20 protein-coding genes are annotated in these 21104 nt (G+C 69.5%); 4 read left to right on the top strand and 16 right to left on the bottom strand.

Translation table 11 applies throughout. The features are described 5' to 3' along the window. Nucleotides 1-90: 90 nt before the first annotated feature. A complete protein-coding gene (pgm, locus tag LQZ85_RS17160) occupies nt 91-1734 on the bottom strand; it encodes a phosphoglucomutase (alpha-D-glucose-1,6-bisphosphate-dependent) (RefSeq protein WP_056279296.1) in 1644 nt (547 codons plus the stop codon). A gap of 62 nt (nt 1735-1796) precedes the next feature. On the opposite strand from pgm, the gene pheA reads away from it, so the two are divergent. Then, on the top strand, nt 1797-2747 hold the full coding sequence (gene pheA, locus LQZ85_RS17155; protein WP_056279298.1) for a prephenate dehydratase: 951 nt from the start codon (nt 1797-1799) through the stop codon (nt 2745-2747). Here the strand turns inward: pheA and LQZ85_RS17150 are convergent. From LQZ85_RS17150 to LQZ85_RS17105, 10 genes are all read right to left on the bottom strand, one after another. Continuing rightward, complete coding sequence (locus tag LQZ85_RS17150) at nt 2725-4821, bottom strand: molybdopterin oxidoreductase family protein (protein WP_056279300.1); 2097 nt, start codon at nt 4819-4821, stop codon at nt 2725-2727. The two genes, pheA and LQZ85_RS17150, sit on opposite strands and share 23 nt — an antisense overlap. Beyond that, the gene (locus LQZ85_RS17145; RefSeq protein WP_056279303.1) at nt 4818-6362 is read right to left on the bottom strand and encodes an FAD-dependent oxidoreductase; all 1545 of its coding nucleotides are present in this window, start codon (nt 6360-6362) and stop codon (nt 4818-4820) included. Before LQZ85_RS17145 ends, LQZ85_RS17150 begins: the two co-directional genes overlap by 4 nt. A 2-nt stretch (nt 6363-6364) precedes the next feature. Then, on the bottom strand, nt 6365-7756 hold the full coding sequence (locus tag LQZ85_RS17140) for an MFS transporter (RefSeq protein ID WP_056279305.1): 1392 nt from the start codon (nt 7754-7756) through the stop codon (nt 6365-6367). A gap of 124 nt (nt 7757-7880) precedes the next feature. After that, entirely contained in the window at nt 7881-8165 is a 285-nt protein-coding gene (locus LQZ85_RS17135; RefSeq protein ID WP_056279307.1) for a DUF6457 domain-containing protein, read from the bottom strand. Beyond that, the gene (locus LQZ85_RS17130) at nt 8162-8899 is read right to left on the bottom strand and encodes an NTP transferase domain-containing protein (RefSeq protein ID WP_230101253.1); all 738 of its coding nucleotides are present in this window, start codon (nt 8897-8899) and stop codon (nt 8162-8164) included. Before LQZ85_RS17130 ends, LQZ85_RS17135 begins: the two co-directional genes overlap by 4 nt. Further along, a complete protein-coding gene (glp, locus tag LQZ85_RS17125; RefSeq protein WP_056279309.1) occupies nt 8896-10128 on the bottom strand; it encodes a gephyrin-like molybdotransferase Glp in 1233 nt (410 codons plus the stop codon). Before glp ends, LQZ85_RS17130 begins: the two co-directional genes overlap by 4 nt. A gap of 108 nt (nt 10129-10236) precedes the next feature. Next, entirely contained in the window at nt 10237-10446 is a 210-nt protein-coding gene (locus LQZ85_RS17120) for a hypothetical protein (RefSeq protein WP_053099248.1), read from the bottom strand. Nucleotides 10447-10622: 176 nt separating this feature from the next. Beyond that, nucleotides 10623-11663, bottom strand: coding sequence for an LLM class flavin-dependent oxidoreductase (locus LQZ85_RS17115; RefSeq protein WP_157538247.1), 1041 nt, complete (start codon nt 11661-11663; stop codon nt 10623-10625). A gap of 63 nt (nt 11664-11726) precedes the next feature. Then, on the bottom strand, nt 11727-11963 hold the full coding sequence (locus tag LQZ85_RS17110; RefSeq protein WP_157538249.1) for a DUF2795 domain-containing protein: 237 nt from the start codon (nt 11961-11963) through the stop codon (nt 11727-11729). A gap of 65 nt (nt 11964-12028) precedes the next feature. After that, the gene (locus tag LQZ85_RS17105) at nt 12029-12451 is read right to left on the bottom strand and encodes an Hsp20/alpha crystallin family protein (protein WP_053097741.1); all 423 of its coding nucleotides are present in this window, start codon (nt 12449-12451) and stop codon (nt 12029-12031) included. 123 nt (nt 12452-12574) lie between these two features. Between LQZ85_RS17105 and LQZ85_RS17100 the strand changes: the two genes are divergently transcribed. Both LQZ85_RS17100 and LQZ85_RS17095 read left to right on the top strand, forming a co-directional pair. Further along, nucleotides 12575-12859 (top strand): MerR family transcriptional regulator, encoded by a 285-nt coding sequence (locus tag LQZ85_RS17100; RefSeq protein WP_053097740.1) that lies wholly within the window; start codon nt 12575-12577, stop codon nt 12857-12859. Nucleotides 12860-12934: 75 nt separating this feature from the next. Next, a complete protein-coding gene (locus LQZ85_RS17095) occupies nt 12935-14665 on the top strand; it encodes a sodium:proton antiporter (RefSeq protein ID WP_056279316.1) in 1731 nt (576 codons plus the stop codon). A 63-nt stretch (nt 14666-14728) separates the two neighbouring features. Here LQZ85_RS17095 and LQZ85_RS17090 read toward each other — a convergent pair whose 3' ends face one another. From LQZ85_RS17090 to LQZ85_RS17070, 5 genes are all read right to left on the bottom strand, one after another. Continuing rightward, a complete protein-coding gene (locus LQZ85_RS17090) occupies nt 14729-16156 on the bottom strand; it encodes a dicarboxylate/amino acid:cation symporter (RefSeq protein WP_056279319.1) in 1428 nt (475 codons plus the stop codon). Between the two features lie 141 nt (nt 16157-16297). Continuing rightward, a complete protein-coding gene (locus LQZ85_RS17085; RefSeq protein WP_053097737.1) occupies nt 16298-16636 on the bottom strand; it encodes a hypothetical protein in 339 nt (112 codons plus the stop codon). A gap of 128 nt (nt 16637-16764) precedes the next feature. Further along, nucleotides 16765-16995, bottom strand: coding sequence for a helix-turn-helix transcriptional regulator (locus LQZ85_RS17080; protein ID WP_053097736.1), 231 nt, complete (start codon nt 16993-16995; stop codon nt 16765-16767). Then, complete coding sequence (locus tag LQZ85_RS17075; protein ID WP_056279321.1) at nt 16992-17627, bottom strand: hypothetical protein; 636 nt, start codon at nt 17625-17627, stop codon at nt 16992-16994. Before LQZ85_RS17075 ends, LQZ85_RS17080 begins: the two co-directional genes overlap by 4 nt. A 2-nt stretch (nt 17628-17629) precedes the next feature. Beyond that, a complete protein-coding gene (locus LQZ85_RS17070) occupies nt 17630-18250 on the bottom strand; it encodes a DUF2975 domain-containing protein (protein WP_056279323.1) in 621 nt (206 codons plus the stop codon). A 226-nt stretch (nt 18251-18476) separates the two neighbouring features. Between LQZ85_RS17070 and LQZ85_RS17065 the strand changes: the two genes are divergently transcribed. Then, nucleotides 18477-21002 carry an ATP-dependent Clp protease ATP-binding subunit gene (locus LQZ85_RS17065; RefSeq protein ID WP_053097733.1) on the top strand — a complete coding sequence of 842 codons (2526 nt, stop codon included), beginning with the start codon at nt 18477-18479 and terminating at the stop codon, nt 21000-21002. The last annotated feature ends 102 nt before the right edge of the window (nt 21003-21104 follow it).

The following is a 21104-nucleotide window of genomic DNA, read 5'->3' as shown; positions in this document are numbered from 1 at the left end:
TTCCGCCACGAAAGCGTTCCGCCCGGATGCACTTCTGCCCCCACACGGGCGACGTGCGGGGGCAGAAGAACAGCCCGAAGGACGCGGGGATCAGCCCCCGAGGGCGGCGGACACCACGGCTCGCGCCTCGGCCTGCACCTCGGCGAGGTGCTCCGGGCCGCGCAGGCTCTCGGCATACAGCTTGTAGACGTCTTCCGTGCCCGAGGGGCGGGCGGCGAACCAGGCGTGCTCGGTCTGCACCTTGAGGCCGCCGATCGCCGCACCGTTGCCGGGGGCGTGCGACAGCTTGGCGGTGATCTCCTCACCCGCGAGGGTCGTCGCCGAGACGGCATCCGGAGCGAGCTTGCCCAGCGTCGCCTTCTGCGCGGGCGTCGCCGGCGCGTCGACGCGCTGGTAGGCCGACGAGCCGAAGGCCTGCTCCAGCTCGGCATACCGCTCCGACGGCGTCTTGCCGGTGACCGCGATGATCTCGGCCGCGAGCAGGCACAGCAGGATGCCGTCCTTGTCGGTCGACCAGACCGTGCCGTCCTTGCGGAGGAACGATGCTCCGGCCGACTCCTCGCCGCCGAACGCGACCGAGCCGTCGAGCAGACCGGGCACGAACCACTTGAAGCCCACCGGCACCTCGAGGAGGCGGCGTCCGAGCGATTCGGCCACCCTGTCGATGATCATCGACGACACGAGGGTCTTGCCGATCGCGGCGTCGCGCGGCCACTCGGAGCGGTGCGAGAACAGGTAGTCGATCGCGACCGCGAGGTAGTGGTTCGGGTTCATGAGCCCGGCGTCGGGGGTGACGATGCCGTGGCGGTCGGCATCCGCGTCGTTGCCCGTCAGCACGTCGTAGTCGCCCTTCTTGGCGACGAGCGAGGCCATGGCCGACGGGGAGGACGGATCCATGCGGATCTTCTCGTCCCAGTCGAGTGTCATGAAGCGCCAGGTCGGGTCGACCTCGGGGTTCACGACGGTCAGGTCGAGGTCGTAGACCTCCTTGATGAGCGCCCAGTACTCGACGGATGCGCCACCGAGCGGGTCGGCGCCGATGCGCACGCCGGCGGTGCGGATGGCGTCGATGTCGATGATCGTCGCCAGGTCGCGCACGTAGGCGTCACGGAAGTCGTACCCCGGAAGCGCGTCCCAGTCGATGTCGGCGAACCGCTCGCGCTTGACGTCGACGAGACCGCCGGCGATCAGCTCGTTGGCGCGGTCGGCGATCCAGCCGGTCGCGTCGGTGTCGGCCGGTCCGCCGTGCGGCGGGTTGTACTTGAAGCCGCCGTCGCGGGGCGGGTTGTGCGACGGGGTGACGACGATGCCGTCGGCGCGGCCGGCGGCATCCGACGCGAGGTCGCGGTTGAAGGTGAGGATCGCGTGGCTGAGCGCGGGCGTCGGCACCCAGGCGTCGCGCGAGTCGACGCGGACGTCGACGCCGTTGGCCACGAGCACCTCGATGGCGCTGCGCTCGGCGGGCAGCGAGAGCGCGTGGGTGTCGCGGCCGAGGAACAGGGGACCGGTGATCCCCTGGCTCGCGCGGTAGTCGACGATCGCCTGGGTGGTCGCCAGGATGTGGTTCTCGTTGAAGCTCTTGGTCAGCGACGACCCGCGGTGACCGCTGGTGCCGAACGCGACCCGCTCGGCGGCGACCCCGGGGTCGGGCACGCGGTCGTAGTAAGCGGCGATCAGCTCGTCGACATCGATCAGATCAGATTCCTCGGCAGGGAGGCCGGCGCGGCTCGTCATGCAGACAGTCTGCCCCCATCTCGGCATCCGCGCATCTTCTGGGCGTGTGCCGGTGCCCTAAGGTGAAACGCGTGACTGAACGCCGCACCTACAGCTATCTCGGCCCCGCCGGAACATTCACCGAAGCGGCGCTCGAACAGGTCGCTGAAGCACGGGGTCAGGACTGGCGTGCCGTGCACAACGTCGGAGAAGCCCTCGCGGATGTGCTCGAGGGGCGCAGCGACGCCGCGATGATCGCGATCGAGAACTCGATCGAGGGCGGCGTCTCGACCACGCAGGATGCGCTGGCCACTCTGCCGGGCCTGCGGATCATCGGCGAGTACCTCGTGCCGGTGAACTTCGTGCTCGTGGCGCCTCGGGGCACGACCCTGGCGGACATCAGCGTGATCGCCGCGCACCCGGTCGCCTACGCCCAGTGCCACGGCTGGCTCGGGGAGCACCTGCCCCGGCACTCGCATGTGCCTGCGGCGAGCAACGTCGCGTCGGCGATCGGCATGCTCGACGGCGGCCTTCCCGCCCAGGCGGCCATCGCCGCCCCGGGCGTCGTGAAGCACCTCGACGTCGACGTGCTGGCCGAGGACATCGGCGACAACGCCCAGGCCGTCACCCGCTTCGTGCTCGTGACCCGCACCACGCCGGCGCCGGCGCCGACCGGGGCCGACAAGACCTCGCTGATCGTCGAGCTGCCGAACGATCACCCCGGATCCCTCCTCGAGATGCTCGAGCAGTTCTCGACCCGCGGCATCAACCTCTCGCTGATCCAGTCGCGTCCGATCGGCGACGAGCTCGGCCGCTACCGGTTCGTGATCGACGCCGACGGCCACATCGAGCACGAGCGCATGGCCGACGCCCTGCTCGGCATCCGCCGTTTCAGCCCGCGCGTGGTGTTCCTCGGGTCGTATCCGCGAGCCGACCGGCAGATCGTGCAGTATCCCGAGCGCTACTCCGACGACATCTTCGTCGAGGCGCGCGACTGGCTGCGCGGCATCCTCAGCGGCGAGCCGGACGACTGAGCGCCGCCTCCACGGCGCGGAGCTCGACCAGAGCCCGTTTGAACTCGGGCATCGCCGAGTGCGGATCGACCCGGTCGTCGGTGAGCAGATTGGCGCTCTCGGCATCCGCGTAGTGGAACGGCAGGAACACCGTGTCGGGCCTGATGTCGTGCGTCAGCTCGGCCCGCGCCCGCAGGGTGCCGCGGGAGTTCGAGAGACGGATGCCGTCGCCCTCGCCGATCCCATGACGACGCGCGGTCGCAGGGTGCAGCTGCGCGACGAGATCGGGCCGCTTCTCGGTGAGCTCGGGGATGCGGCGGGTCTGCGCTCCGCTCTGGTACTGCTCGAGCAGGCGCCCGGTGATCAGGGTGAGCCGGTCGGCGCTCGCCGTCCGATGCTCCCGAGCCCGCACGGCGACGAGCTTCGCGCGCCCGTCTGCGTGCGCGAAGCGGTCGGCGAACAGTCGAGGGGTGCCGAGGCTCCCGATCGGGAAGGGCCAGTGCGCCTCGATGCCGAGGTCGAGCAGTTCGTGGCTGAGGCCGGAGTAATCGGCGCGGCCGCCGGCGGAGGCGCGGGCCAGCTCGCCGAACACCTCCGACGGCACGAGGCTCCAGGTGCCGGGGGCGTCGAGGCGACGGGCGAGCTCGGCCATGATCCACAGCTCGCTGCGGGCGCCGGCGGGGGCGTCGACCGCTCGGCGGCGACGCAGCACGCGGCCCTCGAGGTTGGTCATCGTGCCCTCCTCCTCGGCCCACTGCAGCACGGGGAGCACGATGTCGGCGGCCTTCGCGGTCTCCGAGAGGAAGAAGTCCGAGACGACGAGCAGATCGAGCCGGCCCAGGGCCTCGCGCACGGTCGACACGTTCGGCGCCGACACGAACACGTTCGAGCCGTGCACGAGCAGCGCTCGCACGCCGCCCGGGAGTCCGGCGCTCTGCAGCAGCTCGACCGCGGGGATGCCGGGCCCGGGAAGGTCGTCGGGATCGACGCCCCACACGGCCGCGACCGAGGCGCGGGCGGCCGGGTCGCTGATCGACTGGTACCCCGGAAGCTGGTCGGCTTTCTGTCCGTGCTCGCGTCCGCCCTGGCCGTTGCCCTGCCCGGTCAGCGTGCCGTAGCCGCACCCCGGTGTCCCCGGAAGACCCAGGAGCAGTGCGAGGTTGATGGCGGCCGTCGCGGTGTCGGTGCCGTCGACATGCTGCTCGACGCCGCGGCCGGTGAGGATGTAGGTCGAGTCGGAGTCCGCCAGTCTGCGTGCCAGATCGCGGATGCTGCGCGCCGCCACCCCGGTGACGGTCTCGGCACGCTCGGGCCACCACGCCGACACCGACTGGCGGAGGGCGTCGAAGCCCGATGTGCGCTGGCGCACATAGCCGTCGTCGTAGAGCTCCTCGGCGATCACGACATGGATCACTGCGAGCAGCAGCGCGAGATCGGTGCCGGGCACCGGCTGCACGTGGATCCCGGCGCCGTCGGCGCTCAATCGTGCCGTCGAGCTGCGGCGAGGATCGACGACGATGAGACCGCCGCGGGCCCTGGCGCCCTGCAGATGCGAGACGAACGGCGGCATGGTGTCGCCGACGTTCGATCCCAGCAGCAGCACCGTCTCGGCGGTGTCGAGGTCGGTCAGCGGGAACGGCAGGCCGCGGTCGATTCCGAAGGAGCGGTTGGCGGCGGCCGCAGCGGATGACATGCAGAAGCGGCCGTTGTAGTCGATGCGCGACGTGCGCAGCGCGATGCGGGCGAACTTGCCCAACTGGTACGCCTTCTCGTTCGTGAGCCCGCCGCCGCCGAAGACGCCGACCGCATCGGGGCCGTCCTCCTCGGCGATCAGACGCAGCCGCGCGGCGATCAGATCGAGAGTCACGTCCCAGTCCGCCGGGTGCAGTTCGCCGTCGGTCCCGCGCACCAGGGGAGTGGTGAGGCGACCGGCGTCGGCGAGCAGCTCGGCCGAGGTCCACCCCTTCTTGCACAGCCCGCCGCGGTTCGTCGGGAAGTCGCGTCCGGCGACGGCGACCGGCAGCGGTGCGCCCACGGTCGGGGTCAGCGTCATCGCGCACTGCAGCGCGCAGTAGGGGCAGTGGGTGTCGGTCATGCGACGGCCCCCGCGTGGGCGTGCAGCATCTCGGTGATGCGGGCGCGGCATCCTCCGCATCCGGTGCCGGCGCGGGTGCACTCACCGACCGCAGCCACCGACGAGCAGCCGTCGTCGATCGCGTCCTCGATCTGGCCGACGGTGACGGCGTTGCAGATGCAGAGGGTCGCGTCACGACCGGCCGGTGCGATCGCATCAGCGTCAGGATCATCGAGACGCAGCAGCAGCGAGCGGTCGGCGGGCAGCTCGCCGCCGCGCAGGTACAGCACGCTCAGTTCGGCCGCGGCCCGCGGCATCCCGACCGCCACGAATCCGGTGAGGATGCCGTCGCGCGTCGCCATCTTCACGTAGGTGCCGTGCTCGGGGTCGGCCCAGACGGCGATGCCGGGGGCATCCTCACCGGCCGGGACAGGGGCGAAGGGGTCGGCCGAGACGTCGCCCGCGGATGCGATGTCGACCAGCTCGCCCTTGAGCACGACGACGCCGGGGTGCTCGTCGGCGAACTCGCCCGGGTGGTCGTCGGCACTGTCGAGCTCGGCGGCGATGGCCGCGGCGAGCCAGCTCGCCTGACGCCAGCCGGGGCCGACGAGGCCGTGCGGTCCGCCCGGCACCTGGCGGTCGTGCAGGAACTCGGCGGGGTCGGCGATGTGGGCGCAGTCCCCGATCGCATGGATGCGCGGATCCGACCACGAACGCAGTGCGCCGTCGACGAGCACGCCGTTGCCGACGCGGAGTCCCGCGGCCTCGGCGAGCTCGGTGCGCGCCCTGACGCCGCACGACAGCACGAGCAGATCGCCCTCGATGCGCTTGCCGTCGGAGCTCGCGAGTGCACGGAACCGGCGGATGCCGTCGTCGCCCTCGACCCCGATCACGCCCTCGGCACGGGTGTGCGGCACCAGCGTGACGCCGGCCGAGGCGAGAGCGGTCGAGAGGATGCTCGCCGATCCCCGGTCGAGTTGGCGGGGCATCGGCATCGGACCGAAGTGGGCCACGGAGGGCACGGCGCCGGCGTCAGCGAGCAGCATGGCGAGCTCGATCCCCAGCACGCCGGCTCCGAGCACCACGACCCGGCCGCCGCGTGCGACCACGGCGCGCACCTGCTCGGCATCCGACAGATCGCGGAGCACGCAGACCCCTGTGGTCAGACTGCTGTCGAGGCCGGTGGTGTCCGGACCGAGCGTCTCGAGGCCTTCGAGCGACGGGACGATCGATCGCGCGCCGGTCGCGAGCACCAGGCGGTCGTACCCGACGGTCGATCCGTCGACCAGCTCGACGACCCGCGCCTCCCGATCGATCCGCACCGCTCGCGCCCCCAGCCGCAGATCCACACCGGTGAGGCTCGCGGCAGTGGCGAGAGTGAGCTCGTCGGACGAGGCCTCGCCCACGGCGTATTCCGCGAGCAGCACCCGGTTGTACGGATCCGCCGTCTCGGCGCCCAGCACGGTGACCGTCGCCCGACCCCCTGCCACGAGCGGCAGGAGCTCTTCGGCGAAGCGGATGCCGACAGGCCCCGCGCCGATGACGACGATGCGCTCGGTCATGGTCAGATCCGGTGTCCGGCGAGCGAGGGCCGAGGCATCAGATAGACGAAGACCGTGATGAGGAGCAGCACGATGTAGGCGGCGACGAATCCGCCGAATGCCGGAGCGTACGAACCTGTGCCGCTCTTCGCCGCCGCGAGAACCTGCGGGATCACGAATCCGCCGTAGGCGCCGATGGCCGAGATCAGCCCCAGGGCGGCCGCACCCTTGCGCTGGGTGCTGACAGCGAGCGCGTCGCCCGCGGTCGCGGCACCGCGTGCGGCGAAGACGTTGGGGATCATCCGGTAGGTCGCGCCGTTGCCGACGCCCGCCGCGACGAACAGCAGCAGGAAGCATCCGAGGAAGAGCGCGAAGCTGTTCGCCTCGAGAGTGACGAGCAGCGACAGGGCGCCGACGATCATGAGCGAGAACGCGGCGATCGTCATCCGTGCTCCGCCGAAGCGGTCGGCGAGCTTTCCTCCGTAGGGGCGGGCGAGCGAGCCGACGAGGGCTCCGAGGAAGGCCAGCGACAGCGAGGCGCTGCCGATCTGGAACGTCGAGAACTCGGGGAAGGTGTCGGCGATGAGCTTCGGGAAGACGCTCGAGAAGCCGATGAACGATCCGAACGTGCCGATGTACAGCAGCGACAGCACCCACAGGTGCGGTTCGCGCAGTGCGGCGGCGGCCCCGGCGAAGTCCGCCTTGGCCGACGACAGGTTGTCCATGTGGCGCCATGCGCCCCACACGGCCACGAGGATCAGCGGCACCCACATCCAGCCGGCGAACGACAGGCTGAAGGTCGACGCGGCGGTGATCGACACGACGATCGGCACGGCGAGCTGGGCGACCGAGGTGCCGAGGTTGCCGCCGGCGGCGTTGAGTCCGAGCGCCCAGCCCTTCTCCTTCTGCGGAAAGAAGTAGGTGATGTTCGCCATGGAGCTGGCGAAGTTGCCGCCGCCGAAACCGGCGAGAGCCGCGACGGCGAGCAGCACGCCGAACGGGGTCGCGGGATCCTGCACGACGATGCCGAGCAGGATGGCGGGGATCAGCAGCAGCAGCGCCGAGACGATGGTCCAGTTGCGTCCGCCGAAGCGGGCGACGAGGAACGTGTACGGAAACCGCAGCGTCGCGCCGACGAGGCTCGGCAGCGAGATCAGCCAGAACGACTCGGTGGTGCTCAGGGTGAACCCGGCGGCGGGGAGCAGCACGACGACGATGCTCCAGAGCTGCCAGATGATGAACCCGAGGAACTCGGCGAAGATCGACCAGCCGAGGTTGCGGCGGGCGATCGCCTTGCCCTCGGTGGCCCAGAAGGCCGAATCCTCGGGGTTCCAGCCGTCGATCCACCGGCCGGGGCGGCGCGTGAGGGTCACGGCGGGGGTGTCGAGGCTGCTTCTTCCGGTGATCTGGGACATCGCGGCTCCTGCGTTCGAGAGGTGAATGCTCTGAACGTAGGCGGCGGATGTTGCAGGGCCGCACGAGTGCGATTACCGGACGATTACTTCTCGATCACATCGAGGAGGCGGCGATGAGAGAACTTCAGGAATCCTGGTCGTCGGCGCGCCATTCCCCGGCCAGCTCGGTGATGGTGGCGACCGCCGCAGCGGTGTCCTCGCGGCTGCCGCCGGCGCGACCTGCGGCGAGGCCGGCGAGGTAGGCGCTGAGCGGTGCGGCCGGGCGCGCGACGCCGTGCGCGACATCCCGGGCGAGATCCAGGAGCAGGGCGACATCGACGGACTCGCGATCGATCCCGAGCGCGCTGCAGACCGCCGTGGTCCAGTCGTCCAGGGCTTCGACCGGAAGGTGTTGCGGCTTGTCGGTCATGTCGTCTCCTCGTCTGGTGCTCCGTCGCGCGGGGGCATCGGTGCCGCGGCGCGGGCCCGTTCGAGATCGTCCCACGTGTCGACATCCGTCGCCAGGTCTCCCGCCGGAATCGCGCTGATGCGCAGGCGCGCCAGCAGCGATCGCAACGACGCGTCGCGGCCGCCGTCGGGGAGAGCCGCGGCGGCGGATCGCAGGGCATCGGTGCGGTAGCGGCCGACGAGCCACTGCATCCGTCCCGACGCGTCGATCAGGCAGACGCCGTCGATGCCGTGCGCACCATTCGTGCTGGCGGCGTCGGCCTTGCCGTCCTTGCCGTCGGCGTCGGCCTTGCCGATTTTGCCGTCGGCGTCGGCGGAGAGGGGCGGATGCCGGTGCAGCAGCGCCACGGCGCCTTCGGCGTTCGGCAGGTCGGCCGCCAGTAGCACGATGTCGGCGGTGTCGACGAGAGCGAGGCCGGCGGCGATGCCGGCGACCGGTCCGCCGAACTCCGGCGTCTCCCGGGTCCATACGACGCGAACACGGGTCGGCGCCGGCGGACCAACGACCACGATGGGGTCGCAGCCGTCGACGGCGGCGATGGCGCGGTCGAGCAGGGTGCGGCCGCCGACCTCGAGCAACGGCTTGGCAGTCCCGTCGAGTCGTGAGGCCCGCCCGCCGGCGAGGATGATCGCGGCAGTCGGCCCGGACGCCGGTGTCGCGGCGTCCGGTGTCTCGGTCGTTCGCGTCCCGGTCACGAGAGCAGCATCACATCGACCAGGTCGCCTGCTGCGACGGCTGATACGTCGGCGGGCACGACGGCATAGGCATCCGCTCTGGCGAGTCCTGCCGCCAGATGCGCGCCCGACGACCCGTCGGCGGCCGCCGGGCGCACCGACCAGGCGGCCGGGTCGGATCGGTCGAGGGCGACGGGCACGTACTGCTGTCGTCCCACCGGGCTGCGCCACGCTGCGGTGCTGGCGAGGCGGAGCATCGGGCGCTGCAGGCCTGCGCGACCCTGGAGAGCGAGCAGCGCCGGCCGCACGAAGGCCTCGAACGACGCGGCGACGCTCGCCGGATTGCCGGGCAGTCCGAACACCAGCGCGTCGCCAAGGCGCCCGAAGGCCTGAGGTCTGCCCGGCTGCATGGCGACCGCCACGAACTCGATGCGATCGCGCAGCACGTTCTTCACGACCTCGTGGGCTCCGGCGCTGACTCCGCCGGACGTGACCACGACATCGACGCGCGCATCGACGAGCGCGCGATCGAGGAGTGCGGTGAAGGCGGCATCCTCGTCTGTCACCGTGTCGACCGAGACGACGTCAGCGCCCGTCTCCGCGCACAGCGCAGCGAGCAGCACCGAGTTCGACTCGGGGATCTGCCCGCGGGCGAGGTCGGCGCCGGGGTCGGCGAGCTCGCTGCCGGTCGAAATGACCGCGACGCGAGGACGACGATGCACCGGCACAGTGTCGATGCCGGTGGCCGCGATGGCCGTGAGCTGGAGCGGGCCGAGGGTGGTGCCGGCTGTCGCGACGACAGCTCCGGCGCGCAGCTCCTCGCCGCGGCGGCGGATGTTGGCACCCGCGCGAGTCGGCGCGGTGACCACGATCGCAGGAGCGTCCCACGCCTGCAGGCCGTCGCGGGTGTGCTCGAAGGGCACGACGACGGTCGCCGTCTGTGGCACAGGCGCGCCGGTCATGATGCGTGCGGCTCGTCCCTCACGCAGCTCGGGTTCGTCGGCCGACCCCGCCGGGAGGTCGGCGACCACCGCGAGCTCGACGGGGTGCTCGGCCGTGGCCGACTCGACGTCGGTGAACAGGACCGCGTATCCGTCCATCGCCGAGTTGTCGAACAGCGGCACATCGACCCGAGCGTGCACGGTCGCGGCGAGGATGCGGCCCGCCGCCTGCGCGAGCGGCACCGATTCGGCATCCAGCGGTCGGGTGGCGGCGATCACCTTCGCCCGCTGCTCCTCGACCGTCAGCATGCCGGAGGAGCGAGGGGAGTGGTGATTCGCATGCAGTCAGCGTACGACGGTCGCGGGGATGCCCCGCGACCGCGCCGCCCCTCTGCCCCTTGTTTCCCCGTTCGAAAGTCAGTGCTCGCGGAACATCGGCCAACCGCTGCCCGGCAGCATGTGCGAATGCAACGCGCCCTTCGCCGATTCCAAGGTCGGGTACGTGCCTGTCGCCGCATCGGATCCGGCCATGACGACGGTGTATCCCTCGTCGTCATGTCGGATGCTGCCGACGACGCCGTTCGTGCCGTACGCCACCCAGAGGGCCAGGGTCTTGGTAGTGCTCATCATCGAACCCCTTCCGTTGCGGGTGACCCTACGCCCCGGCGCACCGGAATACCAGCCCCTGACGCGGAGTCTTGGCGGCATTCGCCACATGGCCCCGCCGGGACGCCGGATGCGGCGCTCGCGCGCGCGCGCGGTGACCAGCGCGCGGCGACCAGCGCGAGCGGCGCCCGCGGCGCCTACAGGGCGGCGGCGATGAGCTCGAGCGTCTGGGCGCGGCCAGCGGCGGCGTCACGAGGCTCGGACTCGTATGCACCGGCGACGGGCGACAGCATGACCTCGTCGACGCCGTACTTCTCGGCGAACGCGCGCACCTCGGCGGCGACCGACTCGCCGGTGCCGACGAACCAGCGCGAGCGGGCGGCTTCGACGACCTGGTCGGTCGCGGCATCCGATTCTGCGGCGAGGGCCTCTTCGACGGTCTCGAGTGCGATGAGCGGCTTGTTGAGGCGCAGGCGCGACATCATGCGCAGCTGCGGAAGGGCGCGCGCCTCGGCCTCTTCCTGCGTCGGCGCGGCGACGACGTTGACCGTGAGGAACGTCCGCGGCTCGGGGTGCTCTTCGCTCGGCTGGTAGCCGGTGCGGTAGAGGTCGAGCGCGCGCTCGAGGCCCTGTCCCGAGAAGTGGTTGGCGAAGACGTAGGGCAGGCCGTGGGATGCCGCGAGCTGCGCCGAGTAGTCGCTCGATCCGAGCAGCCACACCTCGGGGCTTCCGGTGGCGGCCGGGGTCGCGTGCACCGTGTACTCGCCACCCGAGGTGAAGCGCACGGTGGCGCCCTCGCCCGAGATGAGTGCGGCGATGTCCTGCACGTTGCGCGGGAACTGCTCGACGTCGCTGGTCGTGCCCGATCCACGCAGCAGCTGGGTGATGACGGGGTCGCTGCCGGGGGCGCGACCGAGGCCGAGGTCGATGCGTCCGGGCGCGATGGCCTCGAGGGCGGCGAACTGCTCGGCGACGATGAGCGGTGCATGGTTGGGGAGCATCACTCCGCCGGATCCGAGACGGATCTGCGTCGTGCGCATCGCGGCGGCGGCGATCAGCACCGGAGGAGTGGTGGATGCCACGGCCGGCATGTTGTGGTGCTCGGCGAACCAGTAGCGGCGGTAGCCGAGCCGGTCGGCGGTCGCGGCGAGATCGAGGGAGGAGGAGATCGCCTCGGCACTGGTCTGGCCGGTGCGAACCGGTACGAGGTCGAGGACGGAGAGCGCGGTGGAAGTCATCCCCGAATGCAACGGCGGGGGCGGGCGGGGCATTCCCGTCCGCCCCATCGTCGCCGGTGCGTCTCAGACAGCGACGAGACCTGCGGATGCCGAGGGCGTGAACTCCTCGGTGAGCGCGCGTCGCGTGAGGTGATAGCGGATGTGCCAGGCGGCGCTGAAGCTCTGCTCGGGAAGCTGGGCGAGGGCCGTTCGGTCATCGGGGCCGAGGCCGTCGCGGGCTGCTTCGCGGAGCAGGTCGTCTCGTGTCGCCGGGTACTCCATGCTGCGGAGGAACCGGTCGAGAGTAGAAGAGGGGCGCATGGGATCGTCCTTTCCGAAGGGAGAGCGGGGTGGGCCGGGGTGTGCGCCCCCGGCCCACCGAAGGGTCAGGCGGTGATCGACTGTCGGTTGTCGCTCGACTCGACCTCGATCTTGCGGGGCTTCGCGCGCTCGCTGACGGGGATGATCACCGAGAGCACGCCGCTCTCGTACGAGGCGCTGATCGCGTCGAGGTCGACGCCGTCCCCGAGCGAGAACTGGCGGAGGAACGAGCCCGCCCCGCGTTCGCGTGCGAGCCAGCGGACGCCTTCGCGACCGTCGGCCGTGCGCTGCGCGCGGATCGTGAGCTGTCCGCCGTCGAGGTCGACGTCGATCGAGCCCGGATCGATGCCGGGGAGGTCGGCGTGCAGGATGTACCTGTCGCCGTCGCGGTAGAGGTCCACCGGCATGAGACGCGGTGCGCGGACGGAGTCCAGCACGCTCGCAGCGAAGCGGTCGAGCTGACTGAACGGATCGAAGGACATGGCCATGAGTGTCTCCTTTCGTGTGGCCCGAGCGGGCGTTCTCCGGTGCAGATTATCTGCAACCGTTGCTATAGATTTTTTATAGAACAACGCGAGATAGAATGCAAGTGCGTCGAGAGGGAGGTGCCCATGGGTGATCGTGATCCGAGCATGCCGGTCTACGGCATCGCCGTCGCCGCGCAGCTCAGCGGGGTCCCCGAGGCCAGCCTCCGACTCTTCGAGGCGAAGGGGCTGGTCACGCCCGCGCGCAGCGAGGGCGGCACGCGCCGCTACAGCGATGACGACCTCGAGCGCATCCGCCGGGTGACCGGGCTCCGCGTCGAGGGCATCAACATCGTCGGCATCCGTCGCGTGCTCGATCTGGAGGATGAGAACGCCGGCCTCCGCGACGAGCTCGCCGACGATCGCCCCTGATCCGCGGCCCGCTGCGCCCCGTGACCGACGCGGCTGCGCCCCGCGACCGACGCGGGAGGGCAGTACTTTAGGGGCATGGATGCCGAGATCTTCTACGTGCTCGTCGGTGCTGTCGTGGTGGCCGCGATCGCCCGATGGCGCGGCTGGCCGGCGCCGCTCCTCGTCACTGTCGTGGCGCTCGCGGCATCCTTCCTGCCCTTCGTGCCGGATGTCGAGATCGACGGCCATCTGCTGCTGAACCTCGTGCTGCCGCCGCTGCTCTATTCGGCGGCCCTGGACGTCTCGTTCGTCGGCTTCAAGCGCAGCCTCCCGCAGATCCGCCGGCTAGGCATCTGGCTCGTGCTGCTCACGGCGCTCGCGGTGGGGTTCGTGGCCTGGTGGATCATGCCGTCGCTGACCCTGCCGGGCGCCCTGCTGCTCGGCGCGATCGTGGCGCCGCCGGATGCGGTGTCGGCCGCTGCGATCGGCCGCAAGCTCGGTCTGCCGCGCCGCATCATGACCGTGCTCTCGGGCGAGAGTCTGATCAACGATGCGACCTCGCTGACGCTGTACCGCGTGTTCGCGGCGATCCTCGCGGGCGCGACCGTGTCGGTGTGGGGCGGCGTGGGACAGTTCCTGCTGGCCGTCGCCGTGGGTGTCGCGATCGGACTCGTCTTCGGCATCCTGCTGCATCAGCTCCGCATGCGGATCAACGATGCGGTCGTGATCGGGACCTTCGGCCTGCTCGCACCGTTCGGCGCCTATGCGATCGCCGAGCACCTGCTGGGTTCCGGAGTGCTCGCGGTCGTCGCGATGGGCCTGTACGTCGGATACAACTCGCCTCGCACCGACTACACGACCCGCCAGCAGGAGAAGCCGCTCTGGCTGTCGGCCGATCTGCTGCTCGAGAGCTTCGTGTTCGCGTACATCGGTCTGCAGTTCCCCCGGGTGCTCCGCGACCTCGGCGGTGAGTCCGTCGAGCAGATCCTCGTGCTGTCGGGCATCGTGCTGCTGGTCGTGCTCGTGGTGCGTCCGCTGTACATCTATCCGACGAGCGCGTGGGCGAACTTCCAGGACCGCAAGCGCCTTCAGCGCTGGGATCGCGGCGTCGAGAACGGGGAGTTCGAGAAACGTCACGAGAAGTCCCGGCGGTGGGGGCAGTTCACGGCCGACGAGCTGCGCACGCACATCGTGCGCGACCAGATGGCCGGGCTGCAGCTGACCTGGAAGGACAGCGCGGTGATCTCATGGGCCGGTATGCGCGGCGTCGTGACGCTCGCGATCGCTCTCGCGGCCGCCGATCTCGCGACGCTCGACGAAGAGGCCTCGCACGCGATCGTCGTGGTGGCGTTCGTGGTGACCGTGGGCACGCTGCTGCTGCAGGGGCTCACGCTGCCGATGCTGATCCGCCGCCTCGGGATCGAGGGAGACGTCGATCACGACGACGATCAGCGTGCGCTCGCCGCGGTGCGGGAGAAGAGCCGAGAGGCCGGCAAGGCGTTCCTGGCCGAGAAGCGCGTCGAGTGGGAGGCCAAGTACGGCGAGGTCGACCTGGGAGTGTTCGATGCGTTCACGAAGCGCATGACCCGCGTCGAGAAGGACACCGACGACGCGCAGCAGGTCGAGGATGCCGCAGCTCGCCCGTCCTTCGACGACCTGGCTGCCCTGAGCCGGGGATGGCTGCAGGTGCGCCGCGACATCCTTCTCGCGGAGAGGGACGCGGGCAACCTCGATGAAGAGCTCATGCGCGAGCTGATGACGGCGATGGATGCCGAGGAGCTCGCGCTCGACACCCGCGGTGCCACCCGCCAGCAGGGTCGCGCATAGCGGGAGACGGACGAGCGCCCCGCCCCGGAAGGGACGAGGCGCTCGGGCGGTGACGCAGAGAGGTCAGCGGGTGCTGGCCGGCTCGGTCTCGGATGCCGCGGCATCCGCCTCGGGTGCGTCGTCGTCGGCCGAGTCGTCGGCGAACGGCAGGCCCTCGCGGGGCGCGTTGTAGAGCTCCTCGTCGAGGATCCCCTCGCGCTTGGCGACGATGGTGGGCACGAGCGCCTGGCCCGCGACGTTGACCGCGGTGCGGCCCATGTCGAGGATCGGGTCGATCGCGAGCAGCAGGCCGACGCCCTCGAGCGGCAGGCCGAGCGTCGACAGCGTCAGGGTGAGCATCACGGTCGCGCCCGTGGTGCCCGCGGTGGCTGCCGAGCCGACGACTGAGACGAGCACGATCAGCAGGTACTGCACGAGGGTGAGTTCGATGCCGAAGAACTGCGCGACGAAGATCGCGGCGATGGCCGGATAGATGGCGGCGCAGCCGTCCATCTTTGTGGTCGCGCCGAACGGCACGGCGAAGGAGGCGTACGAGCGGGGAACGCCGAGGTTGCGCTCGGTCACGCGCTCGGTGAGGGGCAGGGTGCCGATCGACGAGCGGCTGACGAACGCCAGCTGCACGGCGGGCCAGACGCCCGAGAAGTACTGCCTGATCGACAGGCCGTTGGTCTTCACGAGCACCGGGTAGACGACGAAGAGCACCAGAGCGAGACCGATGTACACGGCGATCGCGAACCAGCCGAGCGAGGCGAGCTTCTCCCAGCCGTACTCGACGACTGCGGCGCCGATCAGGCCGAAGGTGCCGATGGGGGCGATGCGGATGATCCACCACAGCACGCGCTGAATGACCTTGAGCAGCGACTCCGTGAACTCGAGGAAGGGCTCGGCCTTCTTGCCGGCCTTGAGCGCCGCGATGCCGACGGCGACCGCGATCACGATGACCTGCAGGATGTTGAAGTTGACGCTCGAGGAGAACGTGCCCTCGGTCGCGCCGGGGTTGGTGCTGACGCTGAGGCCGAGGAAGTTCTGCGGGATCAGACCGAGCAGGAAGTTCCACCAGGTGCCCACGGTGTAGGGCGCGCTCGGGGCGAGGTCGTCGCCGGCGCGCGACCCGGGCTGGATCACGAGTCCGAGCACGATGCCGATGCTCACGGCGATGAACGCGGTGATCGCGAACCACAGCAGCGTCTGACCGGCCAGGCGTGCGGCGTTCTGCACGCGCCGCAGGTTCGAGATGCTCGCCACGATCGCGGTGAAGATCAGCGGCACGACGGCCGTGCGCAGCAGCGTGACGTACGAACTGCCGATCGTGTCGAGGGTGGCCGAGAGGCCGTTCGGCTCGTCGCCGGTCGCTCCGAGCTGACGGGCGATCAGGCCGGCGGCGATGCCGAGGACGAGTGCGGCGAGGATCTGGAAGCCGAACGACGTCAGCAGCTTCCGGACTGGACCGCGGGTGTCTGGCGCCTTCGTGGCGCGGACGGTGGTGCTCATTGGATCGGGGACTCCAGAATCGGTGCGCGCCGTGTGCGCGCTATCCGTCCACGCTAGGAGCCGCGCCCGCGACCGGAGGCGGAGATGACGAAGGATGACGGATGCCGCAGCATCCGTCATCCTTCGTGGTCGGCCCGGGGGTCAGCCCGCGCACTTCTCCAGGTTGTCGGTGAGGATCTGCGTGGTGAGTGCCTTGTCCTCTTCGCTGGACTGCTTGTCCTCGCCGTTGGCGATGTAGGTGAGGGTCTCGTTGCTCAGGTCGGAGTCGACGAGGGCGTCGGCGAAGCAGGTCGCGACGTCGTCCGTCACGACATCACCGAGTCCCTGCTCTTCGTAGACCTTCTGGATGCCGTCGGCGACGTCGTCGACCGCGGGGCGGGACGTTCCCCCGCAGGCGGCCAGCGAGAAGGCGAGTGCGGCGATGGGCAGAGCCATGAGGATGCGGGAGGGTGTGCGCAGGTTCCGGTCGTTGAGCTTCATGCGGTCAACGCTATCGACCCACAGGAGATTCATAGAAGGGGTTGCGCTGAGCATGCCGTCCGTGATGCTGTCCCGCGGCCGTCACCCGAGGGCGGTCATCGAAACAGGAGCCCCCATCGCGGTCCCCCCTACGCGAGCACCAGCAGGTCGCCGACCTCGCAGTCGAGCGCGTCGCAGATCGCGCGCAGGGTCGAGTACCGGATCGCCCGCGCGCGGTCGTTCTTGAGCACCGACAGGTTGACGATGCTCACCCCGACGCGTGCGCTCAGCTCGGTCAGCGTCATCCCTCGCTCGGCGAGCAGCTCGTCGAGTCGGCAGTGGATGCCGGTGAGCTCGTCGTCGTTCTCCGCCGGGCTCATACGAGACCCCGAGTCTCATCCTCGAGGGCCGCGTTCGTGCGCTGCAGGCGGATGCCCTGACGGAACGCTGCTGCGATGAGGCCCACCGCGACGCCGGTCGCGAAGATCGGGACGATGGACCAGAAGTCGATCGGATGCACCGGCTCGCCCGTGCCGATGCCCACCGCAGCGGACACCCCCTTCAGCCCCAGTTTCTCGAGCAGCACTCCGAACATCGGAGCGAGCACGAGGGTCCAGCCGATCGCGTCGAAGGCCCGTGCGTTGCTCCGCACGAAGAAGCGTCCGCGGAGGAAGTTCCAGGCGACGAGCATCACGCCGACGATGACGATCAGCGGGGCGAGCGCCCAGAGGACGAGAGAGCCGATGATCGCTGCGGTCGAAGCGGCGTCCACCCCGGTGGCGAACACCATCGCCTCCCGAGCGATCCCCTCGACCGACGCGGATCCTGAGCCGACGGTCGCGTCGATCGGCTGCTCGTCGATCGGAATGGACCACGCGATACCTTGATCTCGGAAGGTTCCAAGCACGCGGAGGACGGTGCTGATCGCGGTCACGACCAGAGCGGCTGCGCCGAAGAGGATCACGGTGATCGCATCCGCGGTCTGCGAACGTGTCGCGGTGGTTGTGCTCATCATCAGACGAGCCCGTCCGTGTCGCGCTGCAGCCGGTCGCCGATCACGAAGACCGTGCTGATGAGGGCGAGGACGAAGGCCCCGAGGACGAACGTGAACGGCTCGACGCTGATCACGGCGTTGTCCACCCCGTTGTCGGTGATCCTGGCGACCGTCGCGTTGGCCAGCATGTTGTCGAAGAAGCGCACGGTGGCGAACCCGACCAGGCCGGCGATCCCGGCGGTCGCGACGAGAGCGGTGTTGCGGCGGCTGAAGACGCGGCCGGTCAGCACGCTCCGCGCCAGCAGGATCAGGCATCCGATGACGAGGACGATCGTGAGGATCTGCGCGACCTGCCCGATGATGCCGGGCACGGCGGCGATCGCCGGAAGCTGCGGGGCGGTGATGATCGCACTGTCGAGACCGACCGTGATGGAGTCGCCGGTGCTGAGGGGCAGCTCGACAGGCGCCGTCGAGCCGACGAACTCGACCAGCACGGGCACGTCGACCCCGCGAGCCAGTTCGATGATGCGGATGATCGAGAACACCGTGATGTAGGCGGCGATCAGTGCTCCTGCGATGCAGAAGCCGATCAGGGCTCCGGAATCGCCGCGAGAGATCGTGCGGTCCTTCGTCGAGGTCATCGTCCACTCCTTATCGAGAGTCGTCATTACCGATAATCGTTAACATAACGACTGTCGATAAGTCCGTCAACCCCGGTGGTCCAGGAGACGCGTCACCGGCGGTCACGGCACTATGCCGACGGCGAACACGGGCATACTGCCTGCGCACGGTGGTTACTCTCGATGTACAAGCGCTTCACGCGTCTTCGCCAGTGTCGAACAACACGTGCGAATAAGGAGTCACAGCATGTTCGAGAGATTCACGGACCGAGCCCGTCGAGTGGTCGTCCTCGCCCAAGAAGAGGCGAAGATGCTCAACCACAACTACATCGGCACTGAGCACATCCTGCTCGGCCTCATCCACGAGGGTGAGGGTGTCGCAGCCAAGGCGCTCGAAAGCCTCGGCATCTCCCTTGACGCCGTCCGCGAGCAGGTGCAGGACATCATCGGTCAGGGCCAGCAGCAGCCCACCGGTCACATCCCGTTCACGCCGCGCGCCAAGAAGGTGCTCGAGCTCAGCCTCCGCGAGGCCCTGCAGCTCGGTCACAACTACATCGGAACCGAGCACATCCTGCTCGGCCTCATCCGCGAGGGCGAGGGTGTCGCAGCCCAGGTCCTCGTCAAGCTCGGCGCCGACCTGAACAAGGTCCGCCAGCAGGTCATCCAGCTGCTCTCGGGTGCCCCCGGACGCGAGCCGGCAGCCGTCGGCGCGCAGTCGAACGACACCCCGAGCGCCCAGGGCGGCTCGCAGGTGCTCGACCAGTTCGGCCGCAACCTCACGCAGGCCGCGCGCGACAACAAGCTCGACCCGGTCATCGGGCGCGAGAAGGAGATCGAGCGGGTCATGCAGATCCTGTCTCGCCGCTCCAAGAACAACCCCGTCCTGATCGGCGAGCCCGGCGTCGGCAAGACCGCCGTCGTCGAGGGCCTCGCCCAGGCGATCGTCAAGGGCGATGTGCCCGAGACGCTGAAGGACAAGCAGCTCTACTCGCTCGACCTCGGCTCGCTCATCGCCGGTTCCCGCTACCGCGGTGACTTCGAAGAGCGTCTCAAGAAGGTCACCAAGGAGATCCGCACGCGCGGCGACATCATCGTCTTCATCGACGAGATCCACACCCTCGTGGGTGCGGGTGCCGCCGAGGGCGCGATCGACGCGGCCAGCATCCTCAAGCCGCTCCTCGCACGTGGCGAGCTCCAGACCATCGGCGCCACCACCCTCGACGAGTACCGCAAGCACTTCGAGAAGGATGCCGCTCTCGAGCGCCGCTTCCAGTCGATCCAGGTGAACGAGCCGAGCCTCCCTCACACGATCAACATCCTCAAGGGGTTGCGCGACCGGTACGAGGCGCACCACAAGGTGCAGATCACCGACGGCGCGATCGTCGCGGCATCGAACCTCGCCGACCGCTACGTGTCGGACCGCTTCCTGCCCGACAAGGCCATCGACCTGATCGACGAGGCCGGCGCACGCCTGCGCCTCAGCATCCTGTCGAGCCCGCCCGAGCTGCGCGAATTCGACGAGAAGATCGCCAAGGTCCGCGAGCAGAAGGAAGTCGCGTCCGAGGACCAGGACTTCGAGAAGGCCGCATCGCTGCGCGACGAGGAGAAGAGCCTCCTCGCCGAGCGCCTGCGCCTCGAGAAGCAGTGGCGTTCGGGTGACGTCGCGACCGCTGCGGTCGTCGACGAGGGCCTGATCGCCGAGGTGCTCGCACAGGCCACCGGCATCCCGGTCTTCAAGCTGACGGAAGAGGAGTCCTCGCGACTCGTCTTCATGGAGAAGGCGCTGCACCAGCGCGTCATCGGTCAGGAAGAGGCCATCGCGGCGCTCTCCAAGACGATCCGCCGTCAGCGCGCCGGCCTCAAGGACCCGAAGCGTCCCTCGGGCTCGTTCATCTTCGCCGGCCCCACGGGTGTCGGAAAGACCGAGCTCGCCAAGGCGCTCGCCGAGTTCCTGTTCGACGACGAAGCGGCTCTTATCTCGCTCGACATGAGCGAGTTCGGTGAGAAGCACACCGTCTCGCGTCTGTTCGGTGCCCCTCCCGGATTCGTCGGATTCGAAGAGGGCGGCCAGCTCACCGAGAAGGTGCGCCGCAAGCCGTTCAGCGTGGTGCTGTTCGACGAGATCGAGAAGGCCCACCCGGACATCTTCAACTCGCTGCTGCAGATCCTCGAAGAGGGTCGCCTGACCGATGGTCAGGGCCGCGTGATCGACTTCAAGAACACCGTCATCATCATGACCACCAACCTCGGTGCGCGTGACATCGCCGGTGGTCCGGTCGGATTCCAGATCGAGGGCGTCAACTCGACGAACTACGAGCGGATGAAGGGCAAGGTCAACGAAGAGCTCAAGCGCAACTTCAAGCCCGAGTTCCTCAACCGTGTCGACGACATCATCGTGTTCCCGCAGCTGTCGAAGGAAGAGCTGGTGCAGATCGTCGATCTGTTCACGAAGCGCCTCGGCGAGCGTCTGCTCGACCGCGACATGACGATCGAGCTCTCGCAGGCCGCCAAGGAGCGTCTCATCGAGATCGGGTTCGACCCGGCGCTCGGTGCCCGTCCGCTGCGTCGCGCGATGCAGCACGAGGTCGAGGACCGTCTGTCCGAGAAGATCCTGCACGGCGAGCTGAACCCCGGCGACCACGTGAAGGTCGACGCGAAGGACGGCGAGTTCCTCTTCGAGCACGGTCCCCGTGGCGAGAAGGTCGCGGTCGGCGTCAACACCGGTGGAGCGATCTCCGGCACCCCCGACCTGGCGGTCGCCAGCGGGGAGTGACCTGATCACAGAAGGGGCGGATGCTGTGGCATCCGCCCCTTCTGCATGTCCGGGGGACTCCAGCACTCCGGCATTCCGGGCTCGCTCAGGGTCTGGGGAGGT

Source organism: Microbacterium sp. Bi98 (genome assembly GCF_918698045.1).
Classification (GTDB): Bacteria; Actinomycetota; Actinomycetes; order Actinomycetales; family Microbacteriaceae; genus Microbacterium.
This window is presented reverse-complemented; position numbering and strand designations above follow the sequence as displayed.